Source organism: Luteimonas campi, from assembly GCF_051162505.1.
GTDB lineage: Bacteria > Pseudomonadota > Gammaproteobacteria > Xanthomonadales > Xanthomonadaceae > Luteimonas.
Map to the genome: position 1 here is coordinate 211,826 of NZ_JBNWEM010000005.1, position 19,117 is coordinate 230,942.

A 19,117-nucleotide genomic window follows, 5' to 3' on the forward strand; every position below is an offset into this window, starting at 1 on the left:
GCTCACCGGCAGGACGCGCGGCTTTGCTACGCTGCGCCGATGCAGCCGCTGGCAACGCTCGAACATTGGATGGACCGGGTGCGTGACCGCGAGCGCGTCGGCACGTTCGCCCGTTTCCTGGCGCGTCGCTTCCTCGACGACCGCCTGTTCCAGGCCTCGGCCGCGCTGGCGTACACCACCATCTTCGCCCTGGTGCCGCTGGCGATCGTGGTGCTGGGCGTGCTGTCCGCCTTCCCCATGTTCGGCGAGTGGCGCGACCAGCTGACCGAATACATCTTCTCCAACTTCGTGCCCAGCGCCGCCAGCACGGTCAAGGAGACGCTGCTGCGACTGGTGGGCGACGCCACCACGCTCACCGTGGCCGGCGCGGTCGGCCTGATCGCATCGCTGCTGATCACCCTCAACAGCGTCGAGGCCACCTTCAACCAGATCTGGCGCGTACCTTCGTCGCGGCCGCAGCTGGGCCGGTTCCTGGTGTACTGGACGGTGCTCACCCTGGGCGCGCTGCTGGCCGCCGCGTCGCTGGCGATGTCCGCCTGGCTGTTCGCGCTGCCGGTGTTCAGCACCAGCGAAGGCCAGGTGCTGTCGGGCGTCGCCCTGCGCCTGGCCCCGTTCACGATCGAGCTGCTGCTGGTCACGGCGCTGTACCGGGTGGTGCCGCACCGCTCGGTGGCGCTGCGTCACGCCTTCGCCGGGGCGCTGCTCGCAACGGTGCTGCTGGAGCTGGTGAAGTGGGGGCTGGGCGTCTACCTGGGCATGTTCACGACCTACCAGCGCCTGTATGGCGCGCTGGCGGCGCTGCCGATCCTGATGATCTGGATCTACCTGGGCTGGGTGGCGGTGCTGCTGGGCGCCTCCTTCGCCTCGGCGATCTCGGCCTTCCGCTACCAGCCGGCCGCGATGCGCCTGCCCGAGGGGTACGAGATGTATGGCCTGCTGCGCCTGCTCGGCCGCTTCGCCGAGGCGCGGCGCTCCGGCCGCGGCCTGCACACCGCGCAGATGCTCGAGCTCGAGCCGATGCTCACCGACAGCCAGCTGCAGCAGTTCCTCTGCCAGCTCGGCGAGATCCAGCTGCTGCAGCGCGCTGAAACCGGCGAATGGCTGCTCGCCCGCGACCTCGACACCCTGTCGCTGGCCGACCTCTACGAGGCCTGCCAGCTGCGCGTGCCGGTGTCCGAAGCCTGGCTGCCTTGCAGGGACGATCCGCTCGGTGCGGCGGCGATCGCCGCACTGGACGAACTCCGCCTGCCGCTGCGCGACCTCCTCAAGCGCAACGTCTCCCACCTCTATCCAACCGCAGGGACCTCCGCATGAACCGCGCCGCCGTCGCCACCGTCCTATTCGCACTGCTCCTGGCCGGCTGCCGCCAGGCATCGGACGCGCCGGCCGGCGCCGCCGCCGAGCCGGCCGAAGGCCCGGATGCACCGGCAGCGCCCGATGCAGCGCCTGCCAACCCGGTGCAGGCGGCCGAGCCCGAGCGGCCGGACGAACCCACCCTCAAGGTCACCACGCTCGACGGCAGCCAGTACGACCTGGCGGAACTGCGGGGCCAGTGGGTGGTCGTCAACTTCTGGGCCACCTGGTGCTCGCCCTGCCTGAAGGAGATGCCCGAGCTGTCTGCGCTGCACACCATGCGCGAACACATCAGCGTGGTCGGCCTGGCCTACGAGGAGATCGATGTCCCGGCCATGCAGTCGTTCCTCGCCGAGCACCCGGTGGCCTATCCGATCGCGATCATCGATGTGTACGACCCGCCGGCGGACTTCGAGACGCCGCGCGGGCTGCCGATGACTTATCTGATCGGCCCGGATGGCAAGGTGGCACGCCAGTTCCTCGGCCCGGTCACGGCGAAGGAAATCGAAACCGCGATCGAGGGGAGCGGCGGTCCGAAGCTCGACGCGCCGCCGGCGGCAGAGCCCACGCAGGCGTGAGCAGCGCGGTTCGCTTCCTGGTCAGCGGGCAGGTGCAGGGCGTCTATTTCCGTGCCTCGACCCGCGAACAGGCACTGCGCCTCGGCCTGGCCGGATACGCGCGCAACCTGGACGACGGCTGCGTCGAGGTCCTCGCGGCGGGCGAGACGCAGGCGATCGAGGCCCTGGCGCAGTGGCTCGAGGACGGCCCGCCTACAGCGCGGGTGGACCACGTGCAGCGGTTCGTCCATGCCGGCCCCGCGCCAGACACTGGCTTCCACGTGCTCTGAACGCGTGCCCTGGCGCCGGTGCCGCCCCGCGGCCTGCGCAGGGCGGGTCTCCGGCGTCCACCGGGCAGGACGCGTCGCCGACCTCTGGCGAGGCCCGGGCCGGGTCACCTGGGCGTGTCGGAGGGCGGGCTGCTGGCCGCGGCAGGGCGGCCGCCCTCGTGCAGCCGCATCGCGCGTTCGAGCTGCGCTTCGTCCAGCGGCGGGGGCCGCGCCTCGGCGCCGATCACCTGGTTCTGCCAGTTGGGCAGGGAGCGGATGCCCTTCGCGGCCAGTTCCAGGCCCTTGTTGATCCCCATCTGCACGATTCCGCCACGCATGCCGATCTCTTCCAGGCCCGGCGGCTCGTCCCAGGCACGATCGAACACGGTGGAGTCCGTCTCCACCGGATTGCGAAAGCCGAACGGATCGGGTCGGTGCCCGATCACACGCACCGGCGCCATCTCGGTCGCGGGCGGGTGCGCCGCCTGCCCGTCGCCAGCCTCGGGAAGGTCCTGGGCGTGTCCATGCAGGGCCAGCAACAGCGTCAGGGCGGCGAGTGGGCGGCGCAGGTCGGTGTCTGGATGGCGCCGGTAGCGGGCGAGCAGGCCGGCCGGGTCGGCACGGCGGCGGAGCACAAGCGGAGCGCAGGGTCGTGCAAGCGGTCGCCACCGGCAGATGGTCGCGGCAAGCCCGGCATCGGCGCGGCGTCCTGCGCGCATCAGTCGACCCCGGATCCGGGCCGCGCGTCGCGCCCTCCGCGCGTGACGCCGACCAGGCCCGCGTCCCGCGTCAGCGGGTCAGCGGCACCGGGTGACGGCCGCCGGCAGGCGACAGGCGCGGTACGGCGGGCCGGCACCGTTCAGGCCGGCTCCGAAAGGCGCGGCCGGATGGTCGCGAGATTGCAGGGGCGGGTGCGCGAGTCGAGCTGGGTGCGGATGATCCGCTCCCAGGCCGTGCGGCAAGCCGAGGTGGAGCCGGGCAGGGCGAACAGGAAGGTCGCGTTGGCGAGGCCTGCGAACGCGCGCGACTGCAGCGAGGAGGTGCCGATCTTCTCGAACGAGATCGCGCGGAACAGTTCGCCGAAGCCGGGCATCTGCTTGTCCAGCAGCGGCAGCAGCGCCTCGGGCGTCGAGTCGCGGCCGGTGAAGCCGGTGCCGCCGGTGACCAGGATGCCGTCCACGTCGGGATCGGCAATCCATTTCGACACCAGGGCGCGCATGGCGTAGCGATCGTCCGGCAGGAGCGCGCGCTCGACCAGGCGGTGGCCCTCGGCCTGCAGGGCGGTGGCCAGATACTCGCCGGACCCGTCCTCGGCCAGCGTGCGCGAATCGGATACCGTCAGCACGCACAGCGCGAGCGGGATCCTGTCCTGGGTAGCGGTCATGCCGGCAGCCTACCGCACACCGGAGCAAACCGGATCGGGACTCCCGGCGACACCGCGTGCACCGCTCACCGCAGCGACAGCGAGTACCACTGGGTCGCGTCCTCCTGCCAGCCGGCGGCCCGGTAGGTGGCGCGGGCGGCCGCGTTGTCGCGCATGGTCTCGAGCTGGATCGCGGCCGCGCCGTCCTCACGCGCGAATCCGGCGGCCGCGTCGAGCAGGCTGCGTGCGATGCCCTGCCGGCGCGTGGCCGGCAGCACGAACAGGTCGTTGAGGATCCAGATGCGGGCCATCCGCACCGACGAGTACATCGGATAGAGCTGGGCGAAACCGACCGCATCGCGGCCGCGGCGCGCCAGCAGCACCCTGGATTCGCCGAAACGCAGGCGGTTGCGCAGCCAGTCGCGCGCTGCGGCGACGTCCGACGCCTGGCCGTAGAACTGCCGGTAGGCATCGAACAGCGCGGCGAGTGCGTCGAGATCGGCGGGCTGGGCGTGGGTGACGGTGGTGTCCATCGATCAGTGTCCCTGGGTCAGCCGCGAAAGTTCGTCGGCCTGGTGTTCGCGCGAGAGGCGGTCGACCAGGGCGTCGATATTGCCTTCCAGCACATTGGGCAGGTCGTACAGGGTCAGCCCCTCGACGCGGTGGTCGGTGATGCGGCCCTGCGGGTAGTTGTAGGTGCGGATGCGCTGGCTGCGGTCGCCGCTGCCCACCTGCAGCTTGCGGCTGGCGGCGGTGGCGGCGGCGCGGCGTTCGGCCTCGGCCTCGGCGAGCGTGGCGCGCAGGCGCTTCATCGCCTTGTCGCGGTTGGCGTGCTGGCTGCGCTCGGTCTGCGACTCGACCACGATGCCGCTGGGCAGGTGGGTGATGCGGATCGCGGAGTCGGTCTTGTTCACGTGCTGGCCGCCGGCGCCGGAGGAGCGGAACGTGTCGACGCGCAGCTCGGCCGGGTTGATCTCGATCGGCTCGCCGTCTTCCTCCACGGGAATGATCGCCACGGTCGCGGCCGAGGTGTGGATACGGCCTTGGGATTCGGTTTCCGGCACGCGCTGCACGCGGTGGGTGCCGGACTCGAACTTCAGCCGGGCGTAGGCGCCTTCGCCATCGACGCGGGCGATCACTTCGCGGAAACCGCCGTGCTCGCCCGCGCTGGCCGATTCCACCTCCACCCGCCAGCCCTGCCGTTCGGCGTAGCGGGTGTACATGCGCAGCAGGTCGCCTGCGAAGATCGCCGCCTCGTCGCCGCCGGTGCCGGCGCGGATCTCGAGGTACAGGCCGCCATCGTCGCGCGCGTCGCGCGGCACCAGCAGCGCCATCAGGGTGTCGTCGAGCTCGGCCAGGCGCGCCTGCGCGGCGGCGATCTCCTCTTCGGCCAGGTCGCGCAATTCCAGGTCGCCGCGCATCGCCTCGGCGGCGGCCAGGTCTTCGCGCGCGCGGCGCTCGTCGGCCAGGGCCGCGGCCAGTGGTTCGAGCTGGGAGAACTCGCGCGACAGGACGCGGAAGCGCGCCTGGTCGCCGGCCACCGCCGGGTCGGCGAGCAGGCGTTCCAGTTCGTCGCGGCGTTCTGCCAGCGCCTCCAGCTTACGGCGCAGGGTCGGCAGCATCGTCGTCGGGCGTGGAAGCGGGCAGCAGGGGTTCGAAGCTGCGCAGCAGGTCGAGGTTGCCGCGCGCGGCCGCGTCGCGCAGCACCGCGGTGGGCACGTGCAGCAGCCGGTTGGTCAGGGCGTGGGCCAGCTGGTCGACCACCGCGCCGGCGTCCTGCCCGGAAGCGAGCTGCTGGCGCGCGCGCGCCACCAGTTCGGCGCGCGTGGCCTCGCCGTGGGCACGCAGGCGCTTGAGCTGCTCGTTGCGCGCGCCGAGCGCCTGCGCCTGCGCGTAGCGCCCGACCTGCAGGTCGACGATGGTCTCGGCCTGCTGCGCGGCGTCGCCGCGGCTGCGGCGGTTCTGTTCGACCACCCGGTCCAGGTCGTCGACGGTATAGAGGAAGGCGTCTTCCAGGTCGGCCACTTCCGGCTCGATATCGCGGGGCACCGCCAGGTCCATCAGCAGCATCGGCCGGCGCTTGCGCAGGGCCAGCGCCTGGGCGACCTGGCTCCGGGTCAGGATCGGCGTCTGGCTGGCGGTGGCCGAGAACACCACGTCGGCCAGGAACAGGTGGCGCTCCAGTTCGTCCAGCGGCAAGGCCACCGCGCCATGCCGCTCGGCCAGTTCCTGCGCGTGGCGGTAGGTGCGGTTGGCGATCAGCAGGCGCTTCACCCGTGCCTGGGAAAGATGGCGCGCGGTGAGCTCGATGGTTTCGCCGGCGCCGATCAGCAGCGCGACCGAGTCATCCGGCCTGGCGAACGACTCCTGCGCCAGGCGCACGGCCAGCGACGCCACCGAGACGGGACTCGAACCGATCCGGGTCTCGGTGCGCGCGCGCTTGGCGGTCACGAAGGCGTGCTGGAACAGGCGGTCGAGTTCGCTGCCCAGGGCGCCGGCGCCACGCGCCATCGACCAGGCCTGTTTCACCTGGCCCAGGATCTGCGGTTCGCCCAGCACCATCGAATCCAGCCCGCAGGCCACCCGGAACAGGTGCCGCGCCGCGGCGTCGCCGGCGTGGCGGTACAGATAGGCATGCAGCCCCTGCGCCGGATCCTGCCCGGCCTCGCCCGCGCCCGGCTGCGCCGCCAGCCAGTCGGCCAGCACCGCATCGTCCTCGGCCGCGGCGTACAGCTCGGTGCGGTTGCAGGTGGACAGCAGCGCCACCTCGCGCACGCCGGGCAGCGCACGCAGCTCGTCCAGCGCGGCGGGAACCGTGCTGTCGGAGAAGGCCACGCGTTCGCGCAGGGCGACCGGGGCGGTCTGGTGGTTGATGCCGAGGGCGTACAGGGTCATGCGCGTTGGCTGGCTGCCCGCCGGCGATTGCCGTTCAGGCGGTTGCGATAAGCTTCCGGGTCGTCAGGACACCATTTTAAGGCCCGGCCGACGTCGATGCCCGCTTTTCCGAACCCAGTCCGCCGGATCGCGCTGTCCTGCCTGCTGCTGGCCATGTCGGCCGGCGCGCTTGCCGCGAGCGCCGACCCGCTGCGCGAGGACGTGCTGGGCGCCACCATGGCCGGCGAATTCGCGCTGCAGGCGGGCCGGCTGGACGAGGCCGCGGCCTGGTACCTGGACGCCGCCCGCGCCGCCGGGGACGACGAGGCCGGCCTGGCCGAGCGGGCCACCCGCATCGCCCTGCTGGGCCAGGACGACGATCTGGCGGCACGCGCCCTGGCGCTGTGGAGCGCGCGCGCGCCCGATTCGATGGCCATGCGTGCGGCCGAGGCCACCCTGGCCCTACGCCAGGGCCGGGAGCGGGCCGCCCTGCGCGGATTGAAGCGGCTGATCGCCGAGCCCGATCGGTCCGGCTGGCGCCACGCGCTGTCGGTGATCGCTACCGGGCCACGCGATCCGCAGGTGTCCGGCCGGATCATGCGGCGCCTGCTCGAGGCCGGAGCGGTGCCCGACGAATTGATGGCCTGGTTGGCCTTCGGCGACCTCGCCCAGCGGCTGGAGCAGGCGGAACTCGCCCGCCTGGTGGTCGAACGCATCGTCGAGCGGTTCCCTGGCGAACCCCGCATCGGGCTGCTGAGGGCCTCGCTGCTGCGCGAGGCGGGCGACCTCGCCGGTGCCCGCGAGGCGCTGGCGGGCGTGGGCGATGCCGCCGCCGGCGCTCCCGAACTGCGCCTGGCCATGGCCGCCGAGTACGACGCGCTGGGCGACCTGGTCGCTGCCGAGCGGGTGCTCGCCCAGGGCCCGCAGGACCGTCGCAGCTACGCCCTGCGCGCCTCGCTGCTGGCGCGCGCGGAAGACAAGGTGTCGCTGGCCGCGCTGTACGACGAGCTGCGCCGCGGCGCGGCCGATCCCGAGCCGCAGCAACGCCTGCTGCTGGGCCAGGTGGCCGAATTCCTCGATCGCCACGCCGAGGCGCTGGACTGGTACCACGGCGTGCCCGGTGGCGAGGCGCGCCTGCAGGCCCGGCTGCGCGCGGCCAACGTGCTGCACGAACTGGGGCGCGGCGAAGAGGCGTATGCCGCGCTGCAGCGGCTGCAGGTGGACGGTTCGATCGACGAGAGCGCGCGTCGCGCCGCGTACCTGCTCGAAGGCGAGCTGCGGGTCAAGGATGGAGATCTGGACGCGGAAAACGATGCCTACGCCCGCGGCCTCGGCGACTGGCCCGACGAACCCTCGCTGCTCTACGCGCGCGCCCTGATGTGGGAGCGGCGCGACGATATCGCCCGCGCCGAGGCGGACCTGCGCCGCATCCTGGTGGCCGAGCCGGAAAACGTGGCCGCGCTCAACGCCCTGGGTTACACCCTGGCCGACCGCACCGACCGCTATGACGAGGCGCTCGAGCTGATCGACCGTGCGCGGGTGGCGGAGCCGGGCAACGCCGCGATCATCGACAGCTACGGCTGGGTGCTGTACCGGCTGGGCCGCCTGGACGAGGCGCTGGTGGAACTGCGCCGTGCCTACACCCTGCAGAAGGACGCCGAGATCGCCGCGCATATCGCCGAGGTCCTGTGGATGCTGGACCGGCGCGATGAGGCGCGCCGCTATTTCGACGACGCGCGGCGGCTCGATCCGGACAACCGCTCGCTGCGGCGCGCGCTGGAGAAGACCGGGGCATGAGCCGTATGCGCATTCCGCTGCTGGCCGCGCTCGCGGCGCTGTCGCTCTCCGCCTGCGTATCGCAGCCGGTCCGCACGCCGCCGGTGGATCCGGAGCAGGCGCGGCAGGCCGCGGCGCAGCGCGCTGCACTGGCCGACTGGAGCCTGTCCGGGCGGGTCGCGATCTCGGGTACTCGCCAGGGCGGCAGCGGCCGGATCGACTGGACCCAGCGCGCAGACCGCTACGACATCACCCTCGCGGCCCCCATCACCCGGCAGGGCTGGCGCCTGAGCGGCGATGCCGGCTCGGCGCGACTCGACGGGGTCGAGGGCGGCCCGCGCGAAAGCGCCGATGTCGAACAACTGCTGTATGCCGCCACCGGCTGGGACGTGCCCGTGCGGGCGATGGTGGACTGGGTGCGTGCGGTCGCGGCGGCGGAAGACAGGCATGGCCCGGCCCAGCTCAGTGCCGGCGCCAATGGACTTCCCGCGCGCATCGACCAGGCGGGCTGGCGCATCGAATACCGCGACTGGTACGAGGCCGGTATCGGCCAGCCCGCGCTGCCTCGCCGGATCGAGGCCGCGCGCGGAGAGGCCCGGGTGCGGTTGCTGGTCGACAGCTGGACGGTGGTGCCCGGGGCGGCGCCCGCGACCGCGGCTGAGGACGAGGCGCCCGACGCGGCGCTGGCGCGGACGCTGCAGTCCTTGCGCCTGCAGGATCCTGCCGCAGACATGCGCGAACGCACCTCGGCAGGAGACCTGCGCCCGGTCGCGGTCTGCGGTTTTGCCTGCCTGGCACCGGGCTATGGCCCGGAGGGCGGGGCCGTGGCCGGACGGGCGGAGGACCTGCGCGTCATCGACGGCAGCGGCGATGCGATCCTCGGCGAGCGGCACCTGGCGCTCAAGCGGCAGGCCCAGGCCTACGCCGAGACCTACAACCGTGCGCTGGCCGCCTGGCTGCGGTCGCGACCCACCGCCTCCGGCGTCGACGCGGCGGACTGAGGCATGGCGAGGCCCCCCGCGGGCGAGGGCTGGTCGTCATGGCCGGCGCCCGCCAAGCTCAACCTGTTCCTGCGCATTCCCCGGCGCCGGCCGGATGGCTACCACGACCTGCAGACCGTGTTCCGGATCCTCGCCTGGGGCGACACCGTGCACCTGCGGCTGCGCGCGGATGGACAGGTACGCCGGATCGGGACCTCGGCACCGGGCGTGGCTGAGGCGGACGACCTGGTGGTTCGCGCCGCCAAATTGCTGGCATGCGAGGCTAAAGTCGCCGAAGGTGTCGACATCCGGGTTGAAAAGCGGATTCCGTCCGGGGCCGGAATGGGTGGCGGCTCCTCCGATGCCGCCACCGTGCTACTCGCTCTGGACCGGCTCTGGGGGCTGGATCTTGGGGAAGACCGGCTTGCCGCGCTGGGCCTGCGACTGGGGGCGGATGTGCCCGTGTTCGTCCGCGGTCGCAACGCCTGGGCCGAAGGGGTGGGCGAGATCCTGACTCCGCTCGACCTGCCTCCGGCCTGGTATCTGCTGACGGACCCTGGGGTTCATGTACCGACCGCCGCCCTTTTCCAAGCCCCTGAATTGACGCGAAATGCCGCACCCGCGACAATAGCGGACTTCGTTTCGGGAGCTGGGCTCGGCAATGCGTTCGAGCCGGTGCTGCGCCGCCGCGAACCCGCCGTGGAGGCGGTGTTCGATGCGCTGGCGCGGGTCGGCACGCCGCGGTTGACCGGGTCGGGCAGCGGCTGCTTCGTCGAGTTCGCCACGCGCGAGTCCGCCGAAGCCGCGCTGGCGGCGTTGCCATCATCGCTCAGGGCGTGGGTGGCGGCGGGTGCGGCGCGCTCACCGCTGCTGGATGCGCTCGAAGCGTGGGGAGTCGTGAGGGATGAGTCGTGATTCGTGATGGCCAGGAGCGCCGGGCTGCTGGCCATCACGAATCACCGGTCATCCATCGCGTCTCAACAGGGGCGTCGCCAAGTGGTTAAGGCACCGGGTTTTGATCCCGGCATGCGTAGGTTCGAATCCTTCCGCCCCTGCCAGATTGCCGTGATGGAGAACGGATGATCCGAAAGGAGGTCGGCCCCCGGGCCGAGGTTCCGGTCCCGGTCCACCATCGCTTTACACACCCAACCGCACGGTCAGAGCGGAGCGGAGCAGCACAATGAAGGAAGATCGAAACCTGCTGATCTTCTCGGGCAACGCGAACCGGCCGCTGGCGCAGTCGGTCTGCCGCGAGCTCGGGGTGCGGCAGGGCAGGGCCCTGGTCTCGACGTTCTCCGACGGCGAGGCGCAGGTCGAGATCGAGGAGAACGTGCGGCGGCAGGATGTGTTCGTCATCCAGCCGACCAGCGCGCCCTCGGCCGAGCACCTGATGGAGCTGCTGGCGCTGATCGACGCGCTCAAGCGCGCCTCGGCCTCGTCGGTGACCGCGGTGGTGCCGTACTTCGGCTACGCCAGGCAGGATCGCCGCATGCGCTCCTCGCGCGTGCCGATCACCGCCAAGCTGGCGGCCAAGATGTTCACCGCCGCGGGCGCCGACGGCGTGCTCACGGTGGATCTGCACGCCGATCAGATCCAGGGCTTTTTCGACATCCCGGTCGACAACGTCTATGCCTCGCCGCTGCTGCTGGCCGACATCTGGCGGGCGCACGGTACCGACAACATGGTGGTGGTTTCGCCGGACGTCGGCGGCGTGGTCCGCGCCCGTGCGATCGCCAAGCGCCTGGACGATGCCGACCTGGCGATCATCGACAAGCGCCGTCCGAAGGCCAACGTGGCGACGGTGATGAACATCATCGGCGACGTCGACGGCAAGACCTGCGTGCTGGTCGACGACATCGTCGATACCGCCGGCACGCTCTGCGCCGCCGCCGGCGCGCTCAAGGCCAATGGCGCGCAGAAGGTCGTGGCCTACTGCACCCATCCGGTGCTGTCGGGCGCGGCGATCGACAACATCACCCGCTCGCAGCTGGACGAGCTGGTGGTCACCGACACCATTCCGCTGTCGGATGCCGCGCGCGCCTGCAGCCGCATCCGCCAGCTCAGCGTCGCCGAGATGCTGGCCGAGACGATCCGCCGGATCGCCTTCGGAGAATCCGTCAGTTCGCTCTACCTGGACTGACACCGCCGCTCACCTGGTCGCGGGTGAGCGTTATCGACCGCCGCGAGGCGGTCTACCTACGCAAAGAAGAGAAGCAAACATGGCAACGACTCATGAAATCAAGGTCGAGCGCCGCGCAGACGAAGGGAAGGGTGCGAGCCGCCGCCTCCGTCACGCGGGCAAGATCCCGGCCGTCGTCTACGGCGGCGACCTGGCCCCGGTCAGCATCCAGCTCGACCACGAGCCGGTGTGGCTGGCCAGCCAGCACGAATGGTTCTACTCGTCGATCCTCGACCTGAGCCTGGGCGGCGACATCCAGAAGGTGCTGCTGCGCGACATCCAGCGCCATCCCTACCGCCAGCTGATCATGCACCTGGACTTCCAGCGCGTGAACGACAAGGAGCTGCTGCGCACCTCGGTGCCGCTGCACTTCGTCAACGAGGACACCTCGCCCGCCGGCAAGTCCGCCGACGTGGTGGTGACCCACGAGCTCAAGGAAGTCGCGGTCGAGTGCCTGCCGTCGAACCTGCCGGAGTCGATCGAAGTCGACCTGTCGGACCTGAAGCTGGGCGACATCGTGTACCTGTCCGACCTCAAGCTGCCCGAAGGCGTGGAAATCCCGCAGCTAAAGCTCGGCAAGGACCACGACGACGCCGTGGTGATCGCCAAGCACGGCCGCGAGGAGTCCGCCGACGACGAGGCGGCCGAGGGCGGCGACGTGCCGGCCAGCAAGGTCGGCGACGACAAGTGACCTTCGCCTAGCGAAGGCCATCCCGAGCCGCAGGCGAGGGGGCCGGTCCAGGGGCGGCGTGGCGTGTTCCGCGCCCGCCGTTCCTGCGTTCGGAGCCCGCCTTGCGGCCCGGGGCTGTCCCGATGGAAGGATTGCGACTCATCGTCGGCCTCGGCAATCCGGGGCCGGAGCATGCGCGGACCCGGCACAACGCCGGGTTCCGCTTCGTCGACGCGCTTGCCGACAGCGCCGGCGTGCGTTTCGGCATCGAGGCCAAGCTGTTCGGCGAGACCGCGCGGGTGGACATCGGCGGGCGTCCAGTCTGGCTGCTGCGGCCCGCCACCTTCATGAATCTCAGCGGCAAGTCGGTCGCGGCGGCCCTGCGCTACTGGAAGATCGAGCCGGAGCAGGCGCTGCTGGCCCACGACGAGCTGGACCTGCCGCCGGGCGTGGCGCGGCTGAAGTTCGATGGCGGCCACGGCGGCCAGAACGGCCTGCGCGACACGATCAAGCTGCTCGGGCATGGCCGTTTCCACCGGCTGCGCATCGGCATCGGCCATCCGGGCCACAAGGACCGCGTGGTGTCCTGGGTGCTGGGCCGGCCCGGCAGTGACGACGACATCCTCATCAACCGCGCCATCGACGACGCGCGCGCCGTACTGCCGCTGGCGGTGGCCGGCGACTTCAACGAGGCAATGAAGCGGCTGCATACGAGCAGGGATTAGGGATTGGGGATTGGGGATTCGGAGCGTTCTCCGAATCCCCAATCCCGAATTCCCAATCCCGGATTCTCATGGGCATCCAATGCGGCATCGTCGGCCTGCCGAACGTCGGCAAGTCGACCCTCTTCAATGCGCTGACCAAGGCGGGCATCGCCGCGGCCAACTTCCCGTTCTGCACGATCGAACCCAACGTCGGCGTGGTGCCGGTGCCCGACCCGCGCCTCGGCGCGCTGGCGGAGATCGTCAAGCCTGAGAAGGTCGTGCCGACCGCGGTCGAGTTCGTCGACATCGCCGGCCTGGTGGCGGGCGCGGCCAGCGGCGAGGGCCTGGGCAACAAGTTTCTGGCGCACATCCGCGAGGTGGACGCGATCGCGCACGTGGTGCGCTGCTTCGAGCACCCGGACGTGATCCACGTGGCCAACAAGGTCGATCCGATCGCCGACATCGACACCATCGACACCGAGCTGGCCCTGGCGGACCTGGATTCGGTGGACAAGGCGATCGCCCGCTACGAGCGCGTGGCCAAGAGCGGCGACAAGGACGCCAAGGCCCGCATCGAGGTGCTGGGCAGGTTGCGCGCGGCCCTGGACGAGGGCAAGCCGGCCCGCTCGGTGGCGCTGGCCGACGAGGAGCGCGCGCTGCTGCGCGAGCTGTTCCTGCTGACCATGAAGCCGGTGCTCTACATCGCCAACGTGCTCGAGGACGGCTTCGATGGCAATCCGCACCTGGACGCCGTGCGCGCCCGCGCCGCGACCGAGGGCGCCGAGGTGGTGCCGGTGTCGGCCGCGATCGAGGAAGAGCTGAGCCAGCTCGACGACGCCGACCGCGACGAGATGCTGGCCAGCTACGGCCTGGACGAGCCGGGCCTGAACCGGGTGATCCGCGCCGCCTACCGCCTGCTGGGGCTGCAGACCTATTTCACCGCGGGCGTGAAGGAAGTCCGGGCCTGGACGGTGAAGGCCGGGGCCACCGCGCCGCAGGCCGCGGCCGTGATCCACACCGACTTCGAGAAGGGCTTCATCCGCGCCGAGACCATCGGTTACGAGGATTTCGTCCGCTACCGCGGGGAGGCGGGCGCGCGCGAGGCCGGCCGGCTGCGGCTGGAGGGCAAGGAATACCGGGTCCAGGAGGGCGATATCCTGCATTTCCGCTTCAACGTCTGAGCGCCGGGCTGGCGGTCCGGGCGACTTCCCGGCACGCCGGCGACCCGATTCTCATCGCGGGATGCGGAATGCGTTGACAGGCCCGCGCGGCACCTCCAAAATAACGGGCTGTTTCACCGGTGCTTCTTCGACGACCGGAGGGATACCCAAGCGGCCAACGGGGGCAGACTGTAAATCTGCTGGCTTACGCCTTCGGTGGTTCGAATCCACCTCCCTCCACCAGTCTTCAACCGGGAACAACGAGTCAACCGCGCGGCGCGGGAGTAGTTCAATGGTAGAACCTCAGCCTTCCAAGCTGATGGTGCGGGTTCGATTCCCGTCTCCCGCTCCATTGCACCCTGCGACACGCACCAGTTTCACGCTCACGTAGCTCAGTCGGTAGAGCACCTCCTTGGTAAGGAGGAGGTCGATGGTTCGATTCCATTCGTGAGCACCATCCAGGCGGGGTCTCCCCGCAAGCGTCCGGCTCCCCCGGCCGGGCCATCCACCACCAGCAGTCACAACCGTCAGCGAGAGTCACAGTCATGGCAAAGGGTAAGTTCGAGCGCACCAAGCCCCACGTGAACGTGGGCACGATTGGTCACGTTGACCACGGCAAGACGACGCTGACGGCGGCGCTGACGAAGATCGGTGCGGAGCGTTTCGGCGGCGAGTTCCGCGCCTACGACGCGATCGACAAGGCGCCGGAAGAGAAGGCGCGCGGGATCACGATCTCGACCTCGCACGTGGAGTACGAGAGCCCGACCCGCCACTACGCGCACGTCGACTGCCCTGGGCACGCCGACTACGTGAAGAACATGATCACGGGTGCGGCGCAGATGGACGGCGCGATCCTGGTGTGCTCGGCCGCTGACGGCCCGATGCCGCAGACGCGCGAGCACATCCTGCTGGCGCGCCAGGTGGGCGTGCCGTACATCGTGGTCTTCCTGAACAAGGCGGACATGGTGGACGACGCCGAGCTGCTGGAGCTGGTGGAGATGGAAGTGCGCGAGCTTCTGTCCAAGTACGAGTTCCCGGGCGACGACACCCCGATCGTGCACGGTTCGGCGCTGAAGGCGCTGGAAGGCGACCAGTCGGACATCGGCGTGCCGGCGATCATCAAGCTGGTCGAGGCGCTGGACAGCTGGATCCCGGAGCCGGAGCGCGACGTGGACAAGCCGTTCCTGATGCCGGTGGAAGACGTGTTCTCGATCTCGGGCCGCGGCACCGTGGTGACCGGCCGCATCGAGCGCGGTGTGATCAAGGTGGGCGAGGAAATCGAGATCGTCGGTATCCGCCCGACCCAGAAGACCACCGTGACCGGCGTGGAAATGTTCCGCAAGCTGCTGGACCAGGGTCAGGCGGGCGACAACGCGGGCCTGCTGCTGCGCGGCACCAAGCGTGACGACGTGGAGCGCGGCCAGGTGCTGTGCAAGCCGGGTTCGATCGCGCCGCACACCGAGTTCGAGGCCGAGGTGTACGTGCTGTCGAAGGACGAGGGTGGCCGTCATACCCCGTTCTTCAAGGGCTACCGCCCGCAGTTCTACTTCCGCACGACCGACATCACCGGCGCGGTGACGCTGCCGGAGGGCACCGAGATGGTGATGCCGGGCGACAACGTGAAGATGCAGGTGGCGCTGATCAACCCGATCGCGATGGACGAAGGCCTGCGTTTCGCGATCCGCGAAGGCGGCCGCACGGTCGGCGCCGGCGTGGTGGCGAAGATCATCAAGTGATCTGACGGCCCACGCGCCGCTGGCGCGTGGGCACCGGAAGGTCGTCCCGGGCGCAGCGAGGGATCCCGATCCCCGCCGCGCCAGGGTTCCCGCAAGGGATCTCCGCTTCCCCTCTCCCCTGGAGATGGTCGGAACAGGGCAAGGCGGCGCAAGCCGCCATTGCCATTTTCGGAAGCGGCATAATTCAAAGATACGCCAGTAGCTCAATTGGCAGAGCAGCGGTCTCCAAAACCGCAGGTTGGGGGTTCGAGTCCCTCCTGGCGTGCCATCCAGAGTATCGAGTCGAGTGAACAGCAGAGTCGAGCAGCCCGGCACCGCGTCCGCGGGCGACATGGTCAAGTACGCACTGGCGCTGCTGCTGGTGGCGGCCGGGGTGTTCGCGTTCTACTGGTTCGAGACGCAGTGGCCGGCGCCAGCGCGCGTTGGCCTGGTGGTGGTTGGCGTGGCGGCGGCGGTGGCGGTGTTCATGACCAGCTTCAAGGGCCGCCAGACGCGCGAATTCCTGTCCGAGTCGCGTTTCGAGCTGCGCAAGGTGGTCTGGCCGACGCGCCAGGAGGCCATGCGCATGACCTGGGTGGTGATGATCGTCGTGGTCGTCATCGCGCTGATGCTGGCCGGTTTCGACACGGTCATCCAGTGGCTGGTGAAGTTGTTCCTCGGGCAATAAGTGGAGAGTCGGGTTTGATGGAAGCCGAAAGCGTCAAGCGTTGGTATGTGGTGCACGCCTATTCCGGCTTCGAGAAGTCGGTGGCGCAGGCGCTGCGTGACCGCATCGCGCGCGCGGAAATGCAGGACCGCTTCGGCGACGTCCTGGTCCCGACCGAGGAAGTGGTGGAGATGCGCTCCGGCCAGAAGCGCCGTTCCGAGCGCAAGTTCTTCCCGGGCTACGTGCTGGTCCAGATCGCGACCCGCGACGAGGGCGGCATCCCCCGGATGGACAGCGAGAGCTGGCATCTGGTGAAGGAGACCCCGAAGGTGATGGGCTTCATCGGCGGCACCGCCGACCGGCCGCTGCCGATCCGCGACGAGGAGGCGGCCGCCATCCTCGACCGCGTTCAGGAAGGCGTCGAGAAGCCGCGCCCGAAGGTGCTGTTCGAGCCGGGCCAGATGGTCCGCGTGGTCGACGGGCCCTTCAACGACTTCAACGGCGTGGTCGAGGAAGTCAATTACGAGAAGAGCCGCCTGCGCGTGGCGGTGCTGATCTTCGGCCGTTCGACCCCGGTCGAACTCGAGTTCGGACAGGTCGAGAAGGCCTGAGGCCGCCCGGGCTGCAATGGCCCGGAAAACCCGCTATACTAGCCGGCTCCCCGCCCGGGAAGCCGGGCAGAACCGCAGGCCGCCGCACAGGCGGTCTTTCGCGTGGAAGGAGCGCCGCGATGCCGGGACGCGCTGCTCTGGATGGACTGTTCCCGGCCCGATGGGGAGCCTGACGGCGCTTGCACCCGGAGAGACCTGAGAAATGGCAAAGAAAGTAGTCGGTTACATCAAGCTGCAGGTGAAGGCCGGGCAGGCCAACCCCTCGCCGCCGGTCGGTCCCGCGCTGGGTCAGCGCGGCCTGAACATCATGGAGTTCTGCAAGGCGTTCAACGCGGCGACCTCCAAGCTCGAGCCGGGTCTGCCGACCCCGGTCATCATCACGGCCTACTCGGACCGTACCTTCACCTTCGTCACCAAGAGCACGCCGGCCACGGTGCTGCTGAAGAAGGCCGCCGGCGTCACCTCCGGCTCCAAGCGCCCGAACACCGAGAAGGTGGGCAAGGTCACCCGTGCCCAGCTCGAGGACATCGCCAAGGCGAAGGAACCCGACCTGACCGCGGCCGACCTGGACGCAGCGGTGCGCACCATCGCGGGCTCGGCCCGTTCGATGGGTCTGACGGTGGAGGGCTGAGCACATGGCACTGAACAAGCGACAGAAGGCGGGCAAGGCGGCGGTCCAGCCCGGCAAGGCGTATGCGATCGATGACGCCCTGAAGATCGTCAAGGACAACAGCAAGGCCAAGTTCGTCGAGGCCGTGGACGTGGCCGTGCGCCTGGGCGTGGACGCCAAGAAGTCCGACCAGCAGGTGCGCGGCTCGACTGTGCTGCCGGAGGGCACCGGCAAGACCGTGCGCGTGGCGGTGTTCGCCCCGGCCGGCGCGAAGGCCGACGAGGCCCTGGCCGCCGGCGCCGACGCGGTCGGCATGGACGACCTGGCCGAGAAGATGCAGGGCGGCGACCTGAACTACGACGTGGTCATCGCCACGCCGGACGCGATGCGCGTGGTCGGCAAGCTCGGCACCCTGCTGGGTCCGCGCGGCCTGATGCCGAACCCGAAGGTCGGCACCGTGTCCCCGAACCCGGGCGAAGCGGTGAAGAACGCCAAGGGCGGCCAGGTGCGCTACCGCACCGACAAGGCCGGCATCATCCACTGCACCATCGGCAAGGCCGACTTCGACGCCGACCGCCTGAAGGAGAACCTGCAGGCGCTGCTGGTCGACCTGGTCAAGGCCAAGCCGGCCACCTCCAAGGGGCAGTACCTGCAGAAGATCTCGGTCAGCTCGACCATGGGTCCGGGCGTCATCGTCGATGCGTCGACGCTGAGCCTGAAGTAATCGTGTTAACGCCCCGCCCGGACACGGACGGGGCACTTGAGGGCAGTCGCCGCCGGCAACGTCGGCGACAGCCGTCAAAGACCGCAGGTGCGGTCAGCGCGCAACGACGACGGGCAGGGAGCTCGTGCTGGCAGGGAATCGCCGTCGTGGCTAGCGGGATCGCTTAATCGAACCCTCCGGGGTCCGCCTGCGCAGATGGTGCCGCCTTGATGGAAGTTGTTCTGGTGCGTTCGCGAACCGCCAGCCGGACAGGCCACCAACCCGGGACCTCGCGTCCCCGGCGTCCACGGACCGGATGCCGTCCAGGACCGCCAGCGGCAGGAGCCGCGGGCGGAGTCAACAAGTGAGGAGTGTATGGCTCTCAATCTGTCCCAGAAGCAAGAAGTTGTCGCCGAACTGGCAGACGTCGCCTCCAAGGCACACTCCCTGGTCGCCGCCGAATACGCAGGCACGACGGTCGCGCAAATGACCGCCATGCGCAAGAAGGCCCGCGAGGAAGGCGTGTTCTTGAAGGTTGTCAAGAACACCCTGGCCGCGCGCGCCGTCGAAGGCACGGACTACGAGGTTGTCAAGGACAAGCTCGTCGGCCCGCTGCTGTATGCGTTTTCGATCGAGGAGCCCGGCGCCGCCGGCCGCCTGATCAAGGAATTCGCCAAGGGCAACGACAAGCTGCAGCCGAAGGTCGTTTCCGTGGGGGGCGAGCTGTATCCCGCCAGCCACGTGGATGTGCTCGCTGCGCTGCCGACCCGCGACCAGGCGCTGTCCATGCTGGCCCGCGTCCTGCTCGAGCCGGCCGCGATGTTCGCCCGTGCCGTCCAGGCCGTGGCCGACAAGCAGGGTGGTGGCGAAGCGCCGGCGGAAGCCGCCGCCGAAGCCACGGCCGAAGCCTGAGTTCGACGTCATCC

General features: G+C 70.0%; 20 protein-coding genes, 5 tRNA genes and 1 pseudogene. 21 read left to right on the top strand and 5 right to left on the bottom strand.

The window, feature by feature from the left end; genetic code table 11:
* Window positions 1-39 precede the first annotated feature (39 nt).
* Genes ACQYVW_RS15010 through yccX form a run of 3 tightly spaced genes read left to right on the top strand, consistent with a single transcriptional unit; the run spans window position 40 to window position 2,200 of the window.
* A complete protein-coding gene (locus ACQYVW_RS15010) occupies window positions 40-1,314 on the top strand; it encodes a YihY family inner membrane protein (RefSeq protein WP_434934948.1) in 1,275 nt (424 codons plus the stop codon).
* Window positions 1,311-1,931: a TlpA family protein disulfide reductase gene (locus tag ACQYVW_RS15015; protein WP_434947549.1), complete on the top strand. Its 621-nt coding sequence runs from the start codon at window positions 1,311-1,313 to the stop codon at window positions 1,929-1,931. The genes ACQYVW_RS15010 and ACQYVW_RS15015 overlap by 4 nt, the downstream gene beginning before the upstream one ends.
* Window positions 1,928-2,200, top strand: coding sequence for an acylphosphatase (yccX, locus tag ACQYVW_RS15020; RefSeq protein ID WP_434947550.1), 273 nt, complete (start codon window positions 1,928-1,930; stop codon window positions 2,198-2,200). The genes ACQYVW_RS15015 and yccX overlap by 4 nt, the downstream gene beginning before the upstream one ends.
* A 104-nt stretch (window positions 2,201-2,304) precedes the next feature.
* Here the strand turns inward: yccX and ACQYVW_RS15025 are convergent, their stop codons facing one another.
* From ACQYVW_RS15025 to hemA, 5 genes are all read right to left on the bottom strand, one after another.
* A complete protein-coding gene (locus ACQYVW_RS15025) occupies window positions 2,305-2,814 on the bottom strand; it encodes a hypothetical protein (RefSeq protein ID WP_434947552.1) in 510 nt (169 codons plus the stop codon).
* 224 nt (window positions 2,815-3,038) lie between these two features.
* Window positions 3,039-3,563, bottom strand: coding sequence for a molybdenum cofactor biosynthesis protein B (gene moaB / locus ACQYVW_RS15030; RefSeq protein ID WP_434947553.1), 525 nt, complete (start codon window positions 3,561-3,563; stop codon window positions 3,039-3,041).
* 65 nt (window positions 3,564-3,628) lie between these two features.
* Window positions 3,629-4,075 (bottom strand): GNAT family N-acetyltransferase, encoded by a 447-nt coding sequence (locus ACQYVW_RS15035; RefSeq protein WP_434936569.1) that lies wholly within the window; start codon window positions 4,073-4,075, stop codon window positions 3,629-3,631.
* A 3-nt stretch (window positions 4,076-4,078) separates the two neighbouring features.
* On the bottom strand, window positions 4,079-5,164 hold the full coding sequence (gene prfA / locus ACQYVW_RS15040) for a peptide chain release factor 1 (protein WP_434947554.1): 1,086 nt from the start codon (window positions 5,162-5,164) through the stop codon (window positions 4,079-4,081).
* Complete coding sequence (gene hemA, locus ACQYVW_RS15045; protein WP_434947555.1) at window positions 5,142-6,437, bottom strand: glutamyl-tRNA reductase; 1,296 nt, start codon at window positions 6,435-6,437, stop codon at window positions 5,142-5,144. Before hemA ends, prfA begins: the two co-directional genes overlap by 23 nt.
* Before the next feature lie 96 nt (window positions 6,438-6,533).
* Here hemA and ACQYVW_RS15050 point away from each other — a divergent pair, with 96 nt between their 5' ends.
* The 18 genes and pseudogenes from ACQYVW_RS15050 (at window position 6,534) to rplJ (ending at window position 19,103) form a co-directional block, all read left to right on the top strand.
* A complete protein-coding gene (locus ACQYVW_RS15050; RefSeq protein ID WP_434947556.1) occupies window positions 6,534-8,213 on the top strand; it encodes a tetratricopeptide repeat protein in 1,680 nt (559 codons plus the stop codon).
* Window positions 8,210-8,827 (top strand): annotated as a pseudogene (lolB, locus tag ACQYVW_RS15055) (lipoprotein insertase outer membrane protein LolB); the annotation flags it as partial. The gene ACQYVW_RS15050 and the pseudogene lolB, both read left to right, overlap by 4 nt.
* Before the next feature lie 369 nt (window positions 8,828-9,196).
* The gene (gene ispE / locus ACQYVW_RS15060) at window positions 9,197-10,087 is read left to right on the top strand and encodes a 4-(cytidine 5'-diphospho)-2-C-methyl-D-erythritol kinase (RefSeq protein WP_434932310.1); all 891 of its coding nucleotides are present in this window, start codon (window positions 9,197-9,199) and stop codon (window positions 10,085-10,087) included.
* Window positions 10,088-10,154: 67 nt separating this feature from the next.
* Window positions 10,155-10,230: transfer RNA gene (locus ACQYVW_RS15065), tRNA-Gln, on the top strand.
* A gap of 122 nt (window positions 10,231-10,352) precedes the next feature.
* A complete protein-coding gene (locus ACQYVW_RS15070) occupies window positions 10,353-11,312 on the top strand; it encodes a ribose-phosphate diphosphokinase (protein ID WP_434932311.1) in 960 nt (319 codons plus the stop codon).
* 79 nt (window positions 11,313-11,391) lie between these two features.
* Complete coding sequence (locus ACQYVW_RS15075; protein ID WP_434932312.1) at window positions 11,392-12,042, top strand: 50S ribosomal protein L25/general stress protein Ctc; 651 nt, start codon at window positions 11,392-11,394, stop codon at window positions 12,040-12,042.
* 122 nt (window positions 12,043-12,164) lie between these two features.
* Window positions 12,165-12,746 carry an aminoacyl-tRNA hydrolase gene (pth, locus tag ACQYVW_RS15080; RefSeq protein ID WP_434932313.1) on the top strand — a complete coding sequence of 194 codons (582 nt, stop codon included), beginning with the start codon at window positions 12,165-12,167 and terminating at the stop codon, window positions 12,744-12,746.
* A 68-nt stretch (window positions 12,747-12,814) separates the two neighbouring features.
* Entirely contained in the window at window positions 12,815-13,906 is a 1,092-nt protein-coding gene (gene ychF / locus ACQYVW_RS15085) for a redox-regulated ATPase YchF (RefSeq protein ID WP_434932314.1), read from the top strand.
* Between the two features lie 136 nt (window positions 13,907-14,042).
* Window positions 14,043-14,128: transfer RNA gene (locus ACQYVW_RS15090), tRNA-Tyr, on the top strand.
* A 35-nt stretch (window positions 14,129-14,163) separates the two neighbouring features.
* Window positions 14,164-14,237 (top strand) — tRNA-Gly (locus ACQYVW_RS15095).
* A gap of 29 nt (window positions 14,238-14,266) precedes the next feature.
* A tRNA-Thr gene (locus tag ACQYVW_RS15100) sits at window positions 14,267-14,342 on the top strand.
* 88 nt (window positions 14,343-14,430) lie between these two features.
* On the top strand, window positions 14,431-15,621 hold the full coding sequence (gene tuf / locus ACQYVW_RS15105) for an elongation factor Tu (protein ID WP_434932315.1): 1,191 nt from the start codon (window positions 14,431-14,433) through the stop codon (window positions 15,619-15,621).
* 192 nt (window positions 15,622-15,813) lie between these two features.
* Window positions 15,814-15,889: transfer RNA gene (locus ACQYVW_RS15110), tRNA-Trp, on the top strand.
* A gap of 18 nt (window positions 15,890-15,907) precedes the next feature.
* A complete protein-coding gene (secE, locus tag ACQYVW_RS15115) occupies window positions 15,908-16,288 on the top strand; it encodes a preprotein translocase subunit SecE (RefSeq protein ID WP_434932316.1) in 381 nt (126 codons plus the stop codon).
* Window positions 16,289-16,305: 17 nt separating this feature from the next.
* Window positions 16,306-16,878, top strand: coding sequence for a transcription termination/antitermination protein NusG (gene nusG, locus ACQYVW_RS15120; protein ID WP_280943514.1), 573 nt, complete (start codon window positions 16,306-16,308; stop codon window positions 16,876-16,878).
* 202 nt (window positions 16,879-17,080) lie between these two features.
* Window positions 17,081-17,509: a 50S ribosomal protein L11 gene (gene rplK, locus ACQYVW_RS15125; RefSeq protein WP_028840193.1), complete on the top strand. Its 429-nt coding sequence runs from the start codon at window positions 17,081-17,083 to the stop codon at window positions 17,507-17,509.
* Between the two features lie 4 nt (window positions 17,510-17,513).
* Window positions 17,514-18,212, top strand: a complete 699-nt coding sequence (gene rplA, locus ACQYVW_RS15130) for a 50S ribosomal protein L1 (RefSeq protein ID WP_434947557.1) — start codon at window positions 17,514-17,516, stop codon at window positions 18,210-18,212.
* Between the two features lie 354 nt (window positions 18,213-18,566).
* Complete coding sequence (gene rplJ, locus ACQYVW_RS15135; protein ID WP_434932318.1) at window positions 18,567-19,103, top strand: 50S ribosomal protein L10; 537 nt, start codon at window positions 18,567-18,569, stop codon at window positions 19,101-19,103.
* The last annotated feature ends 14 nt before the right edge of the window (window positions 19,104-19,117 follow it).